At 56.3% G+C, this 13,683-nt stretch carries 15 protein-coding genes; 10 read left to right on the top strand and 5 right to left on the bottom strand.

What is annotated here, in order from left to right:
- Positions 1-37: 37 nt before the first annotated feature.
- Positions 38-937, top strand: a complete 900-nt coding sequence (gene nhaR, locus EDF82_RS21770) for a transcriptional activator NhaR (RefSeq protein WP_123757573.1) — start codon at positions 38-40, stop codon at positions 935-937.
- 94 nt (positions 938-1,031) lie between these two features.
- Here nhaR and rpsT read toward each other — a convergent pair whose 3' ends face one another.
- Positions 1,032-1,295 carry a 30S ribosomal protein S20 gene (gene rpsT / locus EDF82_RS21765; RefSeq protein WP_003018940.1) on the bottom strand — a complete coding sequence of 88 codons (264 nt, stop codon included), beginning with the start codon at positions 1,293-1,295 and terminating at the stop codon, positions 1,032-1,034.
- 330 nt (positions 1,296-1,625) lie between these two features.
- Here rpsT and ribF point away from each other — a divergent pair, with 330 nt between their 5' ends.
- From ribF to rihC, 6 genes are all read left to right on the top strand, one after another.
- On the top strand, positions 1,626-2,564 hold the full coding sequence (ribF, locus tag EDF82_RS21755) for a bifunctional riboflavin kinase/FAD synthetase (RefSeq protein ID WP_123757572.1): 939 nt from the start codon (positions 1,626-1,628) through the stop codon (positions 2,562-2,564).
- Between the two features lie 44 nt (positions 2,565-2,608).
- Positions 2,609-5,425, top strand: a complete 2,817-nt coding sequence (ileS, locus tag EDF82_RS21750; protein ID WP_123757707.1) for an isoleucine--tRNA ligase — start codon at positions 2,609-2,611, stop codon at positions 5,423-5,425.
- Positions 5,425-5,922, top strand: coding sequence for a signal peptidase II (lspA, locus tag EDF82_RS21745; protein ID WP_123757571.1), 498 nt, complete (start codon positions 5,425-5,427; stop codon positions 5,920-5,922). The genes ileS and lspA overlap by 1 nt, the downstream gene beginning before the upstream one ends.
- Before the next feature lie 114 nt (positions 5,923-6,036).
- Positions 6,037-6,486, top strand: a complete 450-nt coding sequence (gene fkpB, locus EDF82_RS21740) for an FKBP-type peptidyl-prolyl cis-trans isomerase (protein ID WP_123757570.1) — start codon at positions 6,037-6,039, stop codon at positions 6,484-6,486.
- A gap of 1 nt (position 6,487) precedes the next feature.
- Positions 6,488-7,438 (top strand): 4-hydroxy-3-methylbut-2-enyl diphosphate reductase, encoded by a 951-nt coding sequence (gene ispH, locus EDF82_RS21735; RefSeq protein ID WP_123757569.1) that lies wholly within the window; start codon positions 6,488-6,490, stop codon positions 7,436-7,438.
- Positions 7,439-7,503: 65 nt separating this feature from the next.
- Positions 7,504-8,418 (top strand): ribonucleoside hydrolase RihC, encoded by a 915-nt coding sequence (gene rihC, locus EDF82_RS21730; protein ID WP_123757706.1) that lies wholly within the window; start codon positions 7,504-7,506, stop codon positions 8,416-8,418.
- A 10-nt stretch (positions 8,419-8,428) separates the two neighbouring features.
- On the opposite strand, the gene EDF82_RS21725 is transcribed toward rihC, so the two are convergent.
- Complete coding sequence (locus tag EDF82_RS21725) at positions 8,429-9,331, bottom strand: LysR family transcriptional regulator (protein WP_123757568.1); 903 nt, start codon at positions 9,329-9,331, stop codon at positions 8,429-8,431.
- Positions 9,332-9,423: 92 nt separating this feature from the next.
- Between EDF82_RS21725 and EDF82_RS21720 the strand changes: the two genes are divergently transcribed.
- The 3 genes from EDF82_RS21720 (at position 9,424) to EDF82_RS21710 (ending at position 11,507) form a co-directional block, all read left to right on the top strand.
- Positions 9,424-10,053 carry an alanyl-tRNA editing protein gene (locus EDF82_RS21720; protein WP_123757567.1) on the top strand — a complete coding sequence of 210 codons (630 nt, stop codon included), beginning with the start codon at positions 9,424-9,426 and terminating at the stop codon, positions 10,051-10,053.
- Positions 10,054-10,168: 115 nt separating this feature from the next.
- Positions 10,169-10,732, top strand: coding sequence for a glucose-6-phosphate isomerase family protein (locus tag EDF82_RS21715; protein WP_123757566.1), 564 nt, complete (start codon positions 10,169-10,171; stop codon positions 10,730-10,732).
- Complete coding sequence (locus tag EDF82_RS21710; protein ID WP_123757565.1) at positions 10,725-11,507, top strand: glucose-6-phosphate isomerase family protein; 783 nt, start codon at positions 10,725-10,727, stop codon at positions 11,505-11,507. The genes EDF82_RS21715 and EDF82_RS21710 overlap by 8 nt, the downstream gene beginning before the upstream one ends.
- Positions 11,508-11,550: 43 nt before the next feature.
- Here EDF82_RS21710 and EDF82_RS21705 read toward each other — a convergent pair whose 3' ends face one another.
- Genes EDF82_RS21705 through EDF82_RS21695 form a run of 3 tightly spaced genes read right to left on the bottom strand, consistent with a single transcriptional unit; the run spans position 11,551 to position 13,671 of the window.
- Positions 11,551-12,369: a PTS system mannose/fructose/sorbose family transporter subunit IID gene (locus EDF82_RS21705; protein WP_123757564.1), complete on the bottom strand. Its 819-nt coding sequence runs from the start codon at positions 12,367-12,369 to the stop codon at positions 11,551-11,553.
- Complete coding sequence (locus EDF82_RS21700; protein WP_123757563.1) at positions 12,369-13,166, bottom strand: PTS sugar transporter subunit IIC; 798 nt, start codon at positions 13,164-13,166, stop codon at positions 12,369-12,371. Before EDF82_RS21700 ends, EDF82_RS21705 begins: the two co-directional genes overlap by 1 nt.
- A gap of 10 nt (positions 13,167-13,176) precedes the next feature.
- On the bottom strand, positions 13,177-13,671 hold the full coding sequence (locus EDF82_RS21695; protein WP_123757562.1) for a PTS sugar transporter subunit IIB: 495 nt from the start codon (positions 13,669-13,671) through the stop codon (positions 13,177-13,179).
- Positions 13,672-13,683: the final 12 nt, after the last annotated feature.

Genomic DNA, 13,683 nt, shown 5'->3' with positions numbered 1-13,683 from the left:
TGTGGTGGCTCTCCCTGGCATTATCAGGGAGCGAAACATGTCGCATATTAACTACAACCATCTGTATTACTTCTGGCACGTTTATAAGGAAGGTTCCGTTGTTGGCGCGGCGGAGGCTCTGTTCCTGACGCCGCAAACCATCACCGGGCAAATCAAAGCGCTTGAAGAGCGTTTACAGGGGAAGCTGTTTAAGCGTAAGGGCAGAGGGCTGGAGCCGAGTGAGCTGGGCGAGCTGGTATTCCGTTATGCGGACCGGATGTTCACCCTCAGCCAGGAAATGCTCGATATCGTGAATTACCGCAAAGAGTCTAACCTGCTGTTCGACGTTGGCGTCGCCGATGCCTTGTCGAAGCGTCTGGTGAGCGGCGTGCTGGATGCGGCAGTGGTTGAGGATGAGCAGATTCATTTACGCTGTTTTGAGTCGACCCACGAAATGCTGCTGGAGCAGCTCAGCCAGCACAAGCTGGATATGATTATCTCTGACTGTCCTATCGACTCTACCCAACAGGAAGGGCTGTTTTCGGTGCGTATCGGCGAGTGCAGCGTGAGCTTCTGGTGCATGAACCCACCGCCAGAGAAACCGTTCCCCGCCTGTCTTGAGGAGCGCCGCCTGCTGATCCCTGGCCGTCGCTCAATGCTCGGTCGCAAGCTTCTCAACTGGTTCAATTCGCAGGGACTGAAGGTTGAGATCCTCGGCGAGTTTGACGATGCGGCACTGATGAAGGCATTTGGGGCGGCACACAACGCGATTTTCGTCGCGCCGACGCTCTACGCCCACGATTTCTATCAGGATGAGTCAATTATTGAGATCGGCCGGATGGATAATGTGATGGAAGAGTATCACGCCATTTTTGCCGAGAGGATGATTCAGCATCCGGCGGTGCAGCGTATTTGCAATCGCGACTACTCGTCGCTCTTCACCGTACCGCAGCCGTAAAGTATTGCGCGCGGCCGGCGTTGCCGGGCGCGGATAACAGGCATAAAAAAACCCGCTTTCGCGGGTTTTTTTCAAAGCGATAACAGACGGGCGATTAAGCCAGTTTGTTGATCTGAGCGGTCAGGTTTGCTTTATGACGCGCAGCTTTGTTTTTGTGGATCAGACCTTTAGCAGCCTGACGGTCCACGATTGGTTGCATTTCGTTAAATGCTTTCAGTGCAGTAGCTTTGTCGCCAGCTTCAATAGCTGCGTATACTTTCTTGATGAAAGTACGCATCATAGAGCGACGGCTAGCGTTGTGCTTGCGGGCCTTTTCAGACTGAACGGCGCGCTTCTTAGCTGATTTGATATTAGCCAAGGTCCAACTCCCAAATGTGTTCTATATGGACAATTCAAAGGCCGAGGAGAATGCCCGTTTAGCCTTCTTTTGTCAATGGATTTGTGCAAATAAGCGCCGCTTAAAACAACAACGCTTTATTACGTAGTGATGGCGCAAGATTCTACCAGCTTGTTGCTGGCGAATACAGCCTTTCCACCATAAAAATCGATGACCCCGGCGAGTTTTTGCCGCATTCCTACGCTGAGTTGATGAATTACCGGGATCTTTCGGTGAAGAGGTGCAATCGCTGGTTAACGTCGTCAGTTGTACAAGGTATACTCGGACGATTTTCACTGTTTTGAGCCAGACATGAAGCTGATACGCGGCATACATAATCTCAGTCAGGCGCCGCACGGGTGCGTGCTGACCATTGGTAATTTTGACGGTGTGCATCGCGGGCATCAGGCGCTGCTGCAGCGTTTGCGCGCAGAGGGCCGCCAGCGTGGTTTACCGGTGGTGGTGATGATTTTCGAACCACAGCCGCTGGAGTTGTTCGCAGCCGATAAAGCACCCGCGCGTTTAACGCGGCTACGGGAAAAACTGAGCTATCTGGCTGAGAGCGGCGTTGACTATGTGCTGTGCGTGCGTTTTGACCGACGCTTTGCCGCGCTGACCGCACAGGATTTTATCAGTGAACTGCTGGTGCGCCGTTTGGGCGTGCAGTTCCTTGCGGTCGGCGATGATTTCCGCTTTGGCGCTGGTCGCCAGGGGGATTTCTTGCTATTACAAAAAGCAGGAACAGAATACGGCTTTGACGTAACCAGTACCCAAACCTTTTGTGAAGGCGGGGTGCGTATCAGCAGCACCGCGGTGCGTCAGGCGCTGGCGGATGACGACCTCGAACAGGCTGAAACCCTGCTGGGACATCCTTTTGCTATATCCGGGCGAGTGGTTCACGGCGATGAGCTGGGGCGCACCATTGGTTTTCCGACGGCGAACCTACCGCTGCGCCGTCAGGTTTCCCCGGTGAAAGGGGTCTATGCGGTTGAAGTAACAGGCTTAGGCGACAAACCGCTAGTGGGCGTCGCCAATATTGGCACCCGTCCAACGGTTGCCGGCGTGCGCCAGCAGCTGGAAGTGCATCTTCTGGACGTTGTAATGGACCTCTATGGTCGCCATATAGATGTAATACTGCGTAAGAAAATACGTAACGAGCAGCGATTTGCGTCGCTTGATGAGCTAAAGGCGCAAATTGCACGAGATGAGTTAACGGCCCGCGAGTTCTTTGGGCTGGCCAGGCAGGCATAAGCCTGTTGGTGTTTATCAAACCGAAATACGGAACCGAGAATCTGATGAGTGACTATAAATCGACCCTGAATTTGCCGGAAACAGGGTTCCCGATGCGTGGCGATCTCGCCAAGCGCGAACCGGGAATGCTGGCGCGTTGGACCGATGATGACCTGTACGGCATCATCCGTGCAGCGAAAAAAGGCAAAAAAACCTTCATTCTGCATGATGGCCCTCCATATGCGAATGGCAGCATTCATATTGGTCACTCGGTTAACAAGATTCTCAAAGACATTATCGTTAAGTCCAAAGGGCTGACGGGCTATGATTCCCCATACGTTCCGGGTTGGGACTGTCACGGTCTGCCGATCGAGCTGAAAGTCGAGCAGGAATACGGCAAGCCAGGTGAGAAATTCACCGCCGCGGAATTCCGCGCCAAGTGCCGCGAATACGCGGCGACGCAGGTTGACGGGCAGCGTAAAGACTTTATTCGCCTGGGTGTGCTGGGTGACTGGTCGCGTCCGTACCTGACCATGGACTTCAAAACCGAAGCCAACATCATCCGTGCGCTGGGTAAAATCATCGGCAACGGTCACCTGCACAAAGGCGCGAAGCCGGTGCACTGGTGCGTAGACTGCCGTTCCGCGCTGGCGGAAGCCGAAGTGGAATACTACGACAAAACGTCTCCGTCTATCGATGTGGCTTTCAACGCGGTAGACAAAGCGGCGGTGCTGGCGAAATTCGGCGTGGCCGACGTCAACGGTCCGGTTTCCCTGGTTATCTGGACCACAACCCCGTGGACCCTGCCGGCAAACCGCGCAATCTCCCTGTCTGCGGAATTCGACTATGCGCTGGTGCAGGTTGACGGTCAGGCGCTGATTGTGGCGAAAGACCTGGTTGAAAGCGTGATGAAACGCGCGGGCATCGCGGATTACACCATCCTGGCGACGGTGCAGGGCGATCAACTCGAACTGATGCGCTTTAAGCATCCGTTCCTCGGCTTTGACGTGCCGGCGATCCTCGGCGATCACGTGACTCTGGATGCGGGTACCGGTGCGGTGCATACCGCCGGCGGCCACGGTCCGGATGACTACACCATCAGCCAGAAGTACGGTCTGGAAATCGCCAACCCGGTAGGACCGGATGGTGCTTACCTGGCGGGGACTTACCCGGCGCTGGACGGCATTAACGTCTTTAAAGCGAACGACATCATCGTTGAGATGCTGCGTGAAAGCGGTGCGCTGCTGCACGTTGAAAAAATGCAGCACAGCTATCCATGCTGCTGGCGCCACAAGTCGCCGATCATCTTCCGGGCGACACCGCAGTGGTTCGTCAGCATGGATCAGAAAGGCCTGCGCGCGCAGTCGCTGAAAGAGATCAAAGGCGTGCAGTGGATCCCGGACTGGGGCCAGGCGCGTATTGAATCAATGGTTGCTAACCGTCCTGACTGGTGTATCTCTCGTCAGCGTACCTGGGGCGTACCGATGTCCCTGTTTGTACACAAAGAGACTCAGGAACTGCATCCGCGCACGCTGGAGCTGATGGAAGAAGTCGCTAAACGTGTAGAAACCGACGGCATTCAGGCCTGGTGGGATCTCGACGCGCGCGACATCCTTGGCGCCGACGCCGATAGCTACGAGAAAGTGCCGGATACCCTGGACGTGTGGTTCGACTCCGGGTCTACCCACTCCTCCGTCGTTGACGTGCGTCCGGAGTTCTCCGGTCATGCCGCCGATATGTATCTGGAAGGTTCTGACCAGCATCGTGGCTGGTTCATGTCCTCGCTGATGATCTCCACGGCGATGAAAGGCAAAGCGCCTTACCGTCAGGTACTGACCCACGGCTTCACCGTTGATGGCCAGGGCCGTAAAATGTCCAAGTCCATCGGCAACACCGTTTCGCCGCAGGATGTGATGAACAAACTGGGTGCCGACATTCTGCGCCTGTGGGTGGCTTCCACCGACTACACCGGCGAGATGGCGGTCTCCGATGAGATCCTCAAACGTGCTGCCGACAGCTATCGTCGTATCCGTAACACCGCGCGCTTCCTGCTGGCGAACCTTAACGGTTTCGATCCGGTAAAAGACATGGTGAAACCGGAAGAGATGGTGGTGCTCGATCGCTGGGCGGTAGGCTGCGCGCAAGCGGCACAGGAAGACATCCTGAAAGCCTATGAATCTTACGATTTCCACGAAGTGGTGCAGCGCCTGATGCGCTTCTGCTCCATCGAAATGGGCTCGTTCTATCTCGACATCATCAAGGATCGCCAGTACACCGCGAAAGCGGATAGCGTGGCGCGCCGCAGCTGTCAGACCGCGCTGTTCCATATCGTGGAAGCGCTGGTGCGCTGGATGGCGCCGATCATGTCCTTCACCGCCGATGAAATCTGGGGTTACCTGCCAGGTTCCCGCGAGAAATACGTCTTCACCGGTGAATGGTATGAAGGTCTGTTCGGCCTGGCCGACAACGAAGTGATGAACGACGGCTTCTGGGACGAGCTGCTGCAGGTGCGTGGCGAAGTCAACAAGGTTATCGAACAGGCGCGTGCTGACAAGCTGGTAGGCGGTTCTCTGGAAGCAGCGGTAACGCTGTATGCCGACGCCGGACTGGCGGCGAAGCTGAACGCGCTGGGCGAGGAATTACGATTTGTCCTGTTGACCTCCGGGGCGAAAGTTGTCGAAGATGCCCAGGCTCCGGCGGACGCCTGGCAGAGTGAACTGCTGAAAGGCCTGAAAGTCGTGTTGAGCAAAGCCGAGGGCGAAAAATGCCCGCGTTGCTGGCATTACACCAGTGATATCGGCAAGGTAGCGGAACACGCAGAAATCTGCGGTCGCTGTGTCAGCAACGTCGCCGGTGACGGCGAACAACGTAAGTTTGCCTGATGAGTAAATCTGTCTGTTCAACGGGGCTACGCTGGCTTTGGGTCGTCGTAGCCGTGCTGATTATCGATCTGGGCAGCAAATTCCTGATCCTCCAGAACTTCGCTCTGGGGGATACGGTATCGCTGTTCCCGTCGCTTAATCTGCATTATGCGCGTAACTATGGTGCGGCTTTTAGCTTCCTGGCCGATAGCGGGGGCTGGCAGCGCTGGTTCTTCGCCGGCATCGCCATCGGTATCTGCGTGATTCTGGCGGTATTGATGTACCGCTCAAAGGCCACACAAAAGCTGAACAACATTGCCTACGCGCTGATTATTGGTGGCGCGCTGGGGAATCTGTTCGACAGACTGTGGCATGGCTTTGTCGTCGATATGATTGATTTTTATGTCGGAGACTGGCACTTCGCCACGTTCAATCTGGCCGATACCGCGATTTGCATCGGCGCGGCGCTGATTGTGCTGGAAGGTTTTTTACCAGGCGCTGCCAAAAAAACCGCCTGATGATCCCTGCCGGGTCGCGTTCGCGCTGACCCGGCCTTCATGATAAGTTTGCCCTGCCAGCGCGCTATTCGGCGCGGCGGGGTCAATACAAATAAAAACTTAGAGCAAACCTGCATGTCTAACTCTGTACAGAGCAACAGCGCGGTGCTGGTGCACTTCACGCTGAAACTGGATGATGGTTCCACCGCGGAGTCTACGCGTAATAACGGTAAACCTGCGCTGTTTCGTCTCGGCGACGGGTCTCTTTCTGAAGGTCTGGAGCAGCATCTTCTGGGGCTGAAAGCGGGGGATAAAACCACCTTTTCCCTGGAGCCGGATGCCGCATTTGGCGTGCCAAGCCCGGATCTTATCCAGTACTTCTCACGTCGTGAATTTATCGACGCGGGCGAGCCGGAAATCGGCGCAATTATGCTCTTTACCGCAATGGATGGCAGCGAAATGCCTGGCGTGATCCGTGAAGTGAACGGCGATTCGATCACCGTTGATTTCAACCACCCGCTGGCCGGGCGCACCGTCCATTTTGATATTGAAGTGCTGGAAATCGATCCGGCGCTGGAGGAGTAAAATGCAGATCCTGTTGGCTAACCCGCGCGGCTTTTGCGCCGGCGTTGACCGCGCTATCAGCATTGTCGAAAACGCGCTGACCCTCTATGGCGCGCCGATTTATGTGCGTCATGAAGTGGTGCATAACCGCTATGTGGTTGATAGCCTGCGGCAGCGCGGCGCTATTTTCATCGAGCAGATTAGCGAAGTGCCGGACGGCGCGATCCTGATTTTCTCCGCACATGGCGTGTCTCAGGCGGTACGCAACGAAGCCAAAAGCCGCGATTTGACGGTCTTTGACGCGACCTGCCCGCTGGTGACCAAAGTGCATATGGAAGTCGCCCGTGCCAGCCGTCGTGGTGAAGAGTCGATCCTGATTGGCCATGCCGGTCACCCGGAAGTCGAAGGGACGATGGGCCAGTACAGCAACCCGCAAGGGGGAATGTACCTGGTAGAGTCGCCGGATGATGTCTGGACGCTGGACGTGAAAAATGACGCCAAACTGTCGTTTATGACCCAGACCACGCTCTCGGTTGATGATACCTCTGAAGTCATTGATGCCCTGCGTGAACGCTTCCCGAAAATCGTCGGGCCGCGTAAAGATGATATTTGTTACGCCACCACCAACCGTCAGGAAGCGGTCCGCGCGCTGGCTGAACAGGCCGATGTGGTGCTGGTGGTGGGGTCGAAAAACTCCTCTAACTCGAACCGTCTCGCGGAGCTGGCTCAGCGGATGGGGAAAGCCGCCTATCTGATTGACGACGCCACCGATATTCAGGAAGTGTGGGTCAAAGCGGCCACATGCGTGGGCGTGACCGCGGGCGCGTCGGCACCGGATATTCTGGTGCAGAATGTGATTTCGCGCCTCCAGGAGCTGGGCGGCGGTGAAGCGGTGCCGCTGGAAGGCCGTGAAGAGAACATTGTTTTCGAAGTACCGAAAGAACTGCGGGTTGATGTCCGTGAAGTAGAATAAGTTCTTTGGTTCCCTGTTGTGAGAAGATGCCAGACTTAATGTCTGGCATTTTTTTTGGAGAAACCATGCGCTTACCGATCATTCTTGATACCGATCCCGGCATCGACGATGCGGCGGCAATAGCCGCGGCGTTGTTTGCCCCCGAGCTGGATCTGCAATTGATGACCACGGTCGCGGGCAACGTGTCGGTGGAAAAAACCACCCGCAACGCGCTGCAGCTGCTGCATTTCTGGGGGGCCGATGTGCCGCTTGCCCAGGGCGCGTCAATGCCGTTGGTACGTCCGCTACGCGACGCGGCCTCGGTACACGGCGAATCCGGCATGGAAGGGTATGATTTTGTCGAGCACGATTGCCAGCCGCTGCCGAAACCGGCTTTCCAGGCGATTCGCGATGCGCTGATGCATGCCCCGGAGCCTGTCACGCTGGTGGCAATTGGTCCGCTGACTAATATTGCGTTGCTGCTGATGCAGTACCCGGAATGCCGCTTTAACATTCGCCGGCTGGTGATCATGGGCGGGTCCGCCGGGCGCGGCAACTTCACGCCCAACGCGGAGTTTAATATTGCCATTGACCCGGAGGCGGCAGCCCAGGTGTTCCGCAGCGGTCTGGAGATCGTCATGTGCGGCCTGGACGTGACGAACCAGGCGCTACTGGCGCCCGACTATCTGGCGACGCTGCCGGCGTTGAATAAGACCGGGAAAATGCTCCATGCGTTATTCAGCCACTATCGCAGCGGCAGCATGAGCAGCGGCCTGCGTATGCATGACCTGTGTGCCATTGCGTGGTTGGTTCGCCCGGAGCTGTTTACGCTCAAACCGTGTTTTGTGGCGGTGGAAACGCAAGGAACCTGGACCGCCGGTACCACCGTTGTCGACATCGAAGGGCGCCTGGGCCAGCCAGCGAACGCGCAGGTGGCACTGGATCTTGATGTCGCCGGTTTCCAGCGCTGGGCCGCGGAGGTGCTGTCTCTGGCACCGTAAGCGGCGCCAGTTAGCGGCGGTAAATCTTCTCGCTCAGGTAATCGATCATGGCCCGCATTCTGGCGGGCATATGCTTATTGCCCGACCACAGCAGCCATAGCTGGCCACTATAGCTGCTGATAAACTCCCATTGCGCCAGTACCTGCACGATCTCCCCGTGCTCCAGCGCCTCGCGGGCGGTAAACAGCGGCAGGCTGCCGATCCCCAGATGTTGCTTCACCGCGTCCAGGCGTACCGCGGTATGGTTGGCGGCGTAGCGTCCGTGAGTCTGAATGGTGTCCGTTTTGCCCGCCTGGCGGAATTTCCAGCGTGAGTCAGCCGGGGTTTCGCCGAGGCTGATACAGCTGTGGTGACGCAGGTCAGCCGGCGTCTGCGGTGTGCCGTGCTGGCGTAAGTAGTCCGGCGTGGCGCAGATAATGTGCGTCACCGGCATTAACGGCTTGCCGTGCAGCCCCGGAGAAGGCGTATGGGTAATGCGCAGCGCCAGATCGATACCATCGTCAATCAAATCCAGATAGCGGTCTTCGAGCCGCAGGCAGACATCCACTTCCGGATAGCGATCGAGAAACTCGGTCATCAGCGGATGAATCACGAAGCGACCGACGGCTTTAGGCACGCTGAGCGTGAGTTTGCCCTGAGCTACTTCCTGGGTACTGCTGGCGGAGTCCATCGCCTGGCGGGCCGACGCCAGCATCTCCAGCGCGTGGCTATAGACCGATTCCCCGGCATCGCTCAGGCGTAATTTACGCGTACTGCGCTGCAGCAGTTTGCAACCCATCTCATGTTCAAGCCGCGAGACGCTGCGGCTGATCGCCGATGGCGTAACTCCGTTCAGCCTGGCGACGGCGGAGAAGCTGCCGTGGTCGACAATCTGCACAAACAGGGCAAGGTCGGGCAGTAAATTAAGATTCATTTGTGCTCATCAGGCAAAGGTCCATTGATGGATGACGGGATTATCGTCATGCGTAATATCAATATACTGTCCTGACAGAGAGGAGGACAACCATGACTGAACGTCTTTATTACACCAGCGATGCGACCGAAGGGCGCGCACGGATACTGGGCTGCCTGCCCGAAGCCGATGGTCGCTACGCCATCACCCTGGATCAAACCCTGTTTCACCCGCAGGGCGGCGGACAACCGGCCGATCGCGGCTGGATCGGCGATATTCCCGTAGAGAGCGTTAGCGCACGCGGCGATAGCATTGTGCATATTGTTTCGCAGCCGCTGCCCCTGGAGGAAGTCACCATGCGGGTGAATGCTGAAGAAAGGCACCTGCACGCCCGGTTACATTCTGCCGGGCATCTGATTGGTCAGGCCGGTGAACGCTTTGGCTGGCAGCCCATCAAGGCTCATCATTGGCCTGGCGAAGGGCGGATCACCTTCAAAGCCGGCGCACAGGCGTCGCTGCCCGAAGCCAGCGCGTTGCTGGCGCAGGTTGAAGCCTGGCAGACAGAGCATTTACCGCGTCAGATCTCGTTTGCCGATGGCCTGCGCAAGGTCGGGTTCGGCGACATGCTGAGCTATCCCTGCGGCGGCACGCACGTCGCCAGCCTGGCTGAGCTCGGCAAGGTGACGATACTGCAGGTGAAAATGAAAAAAGGGCAGTTAATCGTTAACTACACGCTGGAATAGCGACAATGCTGCCGTGGGTTCTGTGATACCGACGGCAAATCCACGTGATACATTCAAGGTTAATCGATTAATCTGCTAATCTGATTCTGCTGTTCTCCTTGGGCCGGAGACAAACATGAATCCTTCTTTTATCCAGCCACCGCAGGTGGCGTGGGCCAGTGGAGCACTTTCCAATGGTCCGTTATTAGGTAAGTCAACGCGCATCATCGATCTTGCCGGTATTTTTGCCGATGAGCAGGCTCGTCAGGCTATGGCGGGAGAGCAGGTTGTTTATGATGTAGAAATGTTTGATACCCCTTCAGACGAAGGGGAGCTGTATACCGGCGTTACCCATCTGTATCCGGGGAAAGTTGGCAACGAGTATTTTATGACCCGTGGGCATTACCATGCCCGCCGTGAGCAAGGCGAAGTTTACTTTGGCCTGCGCGGTAGCGGTTTGCTGTTGCAGCAAAATGAGCAAGGACAGGCGCGGCTCGAAAAGGTTTCTGTCGGGTCCGTGCATATTATTCCCGGATTTACCGCCCACCGGTTGATTAATACCGGTGAGGATACGCTCTCTGCGTTGGCCGTCTGGCCCGGCGTTGCAGGCCATGACTACGCATCGCTGGTAAACGGCTTCGCGTTGCGGATTATCGAGGAACATCAGCAGATCCAGGCAAAGGAGGTGCAGAATGGCTAATTCTGTCCGCGATTATGGTCTGGATATGACGATTCATCATCAGCCGCTGGGTTTCAGCTATGGTGAGGATGTGACCGGCCCGATGCCGGAGATCCGTCACCTCGAACAAATCCGTGCTTCGCTGCGCGACCCGCATTGCGACGGACCGCAAGATGTTTATGCAATCGCCATGGACGTTGCGCGGATGCAGGATCGTGAAGAGCTACAAAAACGAATGTTGCTGTTTGGCGTAGTGACCTATGCCGCCGGACGTTTAGGAGATGAGCCGATTCGCAGCCAGGGGCATATCCATCGTATTAGCCAGCACAGTGGTTGGTCGCCGCCAGAACTCTATGAGATCTGGCAAGGGAGCGCAATTATCTATATGCAGGAGTACGTAGAGGACGATCCCGGTCGTTGCTTTGCCGTGATTGCTAATCCAGGAGAAAAAGTGCTGGTGCCACCAGGATGGGGGCACGCCACGATATCGGCTAACCCGGATGTTCCACTCACTTTCGGTGCCTGGTGCGACCGTGAATATGGTTTTGAGTATCAGGCTGTTCGAGCGCGTAAGGGGCTGGCATGGTACCCGTTATTGCAAGATAAGCACGTGGTCTGGCAGCACAATCCGCATTACGTTGCAGGACGATTACAGGCGATCACTCCCCGACAGTACACTGAATTTGGGCTAACTTCCGATCCGATTTATCAGCAGTTTATCGATGACCCAGCGCGCTTTCAGTTTATCTCCCGCCCGGATAAAACGGCGGAGCTGTGGCACAACTTCCATCCATAAGAAAACCGGGGCGTAATGCCCCGGTCAGCTTTATTCAGGCATGTTAACCGGCAAAGAAACCGCTGGCGACGCCTGCCGCAGCCAGCACCAGCAGCATGATCATGGCTTTCACTGGCGAAACGCCGCGTTTGGCCATCAAATACCAGGTTCCCAGCACCACGACAAGAGGCAGTAACTGCGGGAAAATACCATCCAGCATTTGCTGGACGTGGATATTAACGCCATCTTTCGTAATAAACTCCAGCCCGGTGCCGAGCTTTACGTAGCTTGCCGCCACGCCGCCCATCACGAAAACCCCCAGTAGCGACAAGGCTTCGCGCAGGCGGGCCGATTTGCTGCTGACCAGCATTTCTACCGAGCCGGAGCCCATTTTGTAACCTTTCAAAAACAGGAACCACGAGCCCGGCAGAATAATAGCCAGCCAGGCGATGGTATAAAATAGCGGCCCAAGAATACTGCCGCCGGCCGCAAGCGCCATACCAATACTCAATAAGATGGGGATTAGCATGCCTGGGATCATCGAGTCGCCGATCCCGGCGATCGGCCCCATCAGACCGACTTTCAGGGTATTTATCGTTTCACCGTCGATGGGATCACCGTTGGCTTTTTTCTCCTCTAGCCCCAGCACCATACCGTTAACAATCGCGCCGATTTGCGGTTCAGTGTTATAGAACGAAGCGTGGCGGCGCAGCATTTCAGTACGCTCAGCGGTATCCGGGTAAAGTTTTTTCGCCACCGGCAGCATGCTCAGGCAGAAGCCGAAGGATTCCAGGCGCTCAAAGCTCATGGACGAGAGGTTGTGCATCATCCACGCTCGCCAGCAACGGCGCAGATCTTTCCGGGTCAGGGTACGGTCTTCCATCAGAATTCATCCTCATCATCGACGACCGGTGCTGTGCCTGCGTTTTGCTGCGGCTCCGGTTTGTAGTTGTAATGGATAAGCGCCAGCAACGAACCCACGATCACCAGTGCGACCATATTGAGTTTTAAAAAGACGATGCAGACGAAACCGACGAGAAAATAGATCAGCATGGTGTAGTTTTTGATGATCTGTTTGAGCAGTATTGCGATCCCCACCGCAGGCAGGATGCCGCCCAGGACGTTCATCGTCGACAGAATGATCTTTGGCAAACTGTCCATAAAGCCGCTGATGTACTGTGCGCCGAAATAGACGGCAATAAACGTAGGCACGAAGCGTAAAACAAAGTTCGTGACCTGGGGCCAGATGGCGCTGTTCAGATAAATACCGCGATCGTCGCCTCGCTCCAGCGCCACGTCGGCCCGGTGATTCCAGAAGGAGTTCAGCACCATCATCGCATTGAACAAAATCGTGCCGGCGATACCGATAGTGGCAGCCAGAGCTACCGCGACCTCCGGCCCTTTACCTGACAGAATACCTAACGCAATTGCCGGATAGGCGACGAAGTTGAGGTCCGCGGGCATTGAACCGCCCGGCGTCACCATCGCGATATAAACCGCCTGGACCGCAACGCCTATCATGATCCCGGTCTTCAGGTCGCCCAGAATCAGCCCGACCAGCATGCCGGACACCAGCGGTCGGGTAATCAGATACCAGCCGCCGGTCAGACCTAGAAGCCAGGGACTGCTGAGGGCCCCCAGATAACAAAGAATGCCAATCAACGTAGCTTCGATAATCATCATCCGCTCCTTATTTCAGCTTCTGGCGTGCGTCCTGCCAGCTGTAGTAGCTGGCATCCGGAACCAGACGGAATTCAACGTGATGCCCGTGCTGTACCAGCCAGTCAAAGGCGGCGACCTCAGCGGCATTCACCGACTGATTTGGTCCAATGGTGGTGGTATCCGCGCGGGCGCTCATTGGGCCAACGTTGATTTTGCCATTGGCATTTTTCAGGCTGATCCCTGCCGCCTCCAGGCGCTGTAAAGTGACCGGGGATTTGCCGATCACGAAATAGCGTTTCTCACTGGCAATGACTTTTGGCAGTTTTTCAATGGCCGTAGCGGTGTCGAACAGCCAGACTTTGATGTCTTGCACGGCGCCTTTCATCACCGACGAAAGTAGCGGATCGGCCGCGACAGCGTCGTCAATTGCCACGATACCGTCGCAGGGCAGCTCTTTGGCCCAGCGCGTCACGAGCTGCCCATGGATCACCCGGTCGTCAATACGTACAAAAGAGATACTCATAAGCGTTTTCCT

This window comes from Klebsiella sp. BIGb0399 (genome assembly GCF_003752615.1).
Lineage (GTDB): Bacteria > Pseudomonadota > Gammaproteobacteria > Enterobacterales > Enterobacteriaceae > Klebsiella > Klebsiella lignicola.
This window is presented reverse-complemented; position numbering and strand designations above follow the sequence as displayed.

What these genes read in the sequence shown, in the direction of transcription:
- nhaR (WP_123757573.1), top strand. Translation starts at nt 38, where the DNA reads ATGTCGCATATTAACTACAACCATCTGTATTACTTCTGGCACGTTTAT.
- ribF (WP_123757572.1), top strand. Translation starts at nt 1,626, where the DNA reads ATGAAGCTGATACGCGGCATACATAATCTCAGTCAGGCGCCGCACGGG.
- ileS (WP_123757707.1), top strand. Translation starts at nt 2,609, where the DNA reads ATGAGTGACTATAAATCGACCCTGAATTTGCCGGAAACAGGGTTCCCG.
- lspA (WP_123757571.1), top strand. Translation starts at nt 5,425, where the DNA reads ATGAGTAAATCTGTCTGTTCAACGGGGCTACGCTGGCTTTGGGTCGTC.
- fkpB (WP_123757570.1), top strand. Translation starts at nt 6,037, where the DNA reads ATGTCTAACTCTGTACAGAGCAACAGCGCGGTGCTGGTGCACTTCACG.
- ispH (WP_123757569.1), top strand. Translation starts at nt 6,488, where the DNA reads ATGCAGATCCTGTTGGCTAACCCGCGCGGCTTTTGCGCCGGCGTTGAC.
- rihC (WP_123757706.1), top strand. Translation starts at nt 7,504, where the DNA reads ATGCGCTTACCGATCATTCTTGATACCGATCCCGGCATCGACGATGCG.
- EDF82_RS21725 (WP_123757568.1), bottom strand. Translation starts at nt 9,331, where the DNA reads ATGAATCTTAATTTACTGCCCGACCTTGCCCTGTTTGTGCAGATTGTC.
- EDF82_RS21720 (WP_123757567.1), top strand. Translation starts at nt 9,424, where the DNA reads ATGACTGAACGTCTTTATTACACCAGCGATGCGACCGAAGGGCGCGCA.
- EDF82_RS21715 (WP_123757566.1), top strand. Translation starts at nt 10,169, where the DNA reads ATGAATCCTTCTTTTATCCAGCCACCGCAGGTGGCGTGGGCCAGTGGA.
- EDF82_RS21710 (WP_123757565.1), top strand. Translation starts at nt 10,725, where the DNA reads ATGGCTAATTCTGTCCGCGATTATGGTCTGGATATGACGATTCATCAT.
- EDF82_RS21705 (WP_123757564.1), bottom strand. Translation starts at nt 12,369, where the DNA reads ATGGAAGACCGTACCCTGACCCGGAAAGATCTGCGCCGTTGCTGGCGA.
- EDF82_RS21700 (WP_123757563.1), bottom strand. Translation starts at nt 13,166, where the DNA reads ATGATTATCGAAGCTACGTTGATTGGCATTCTTTGTTATCTGGGGGCC.
- EDF82_RS21695 (WP_123757562.1), bottom strand. Translation starts at nt 13,671, where the DNA reads ATGAGTATCTCTTTTGTACGTATTGACGACCGGGTGATCCATGGGCAG.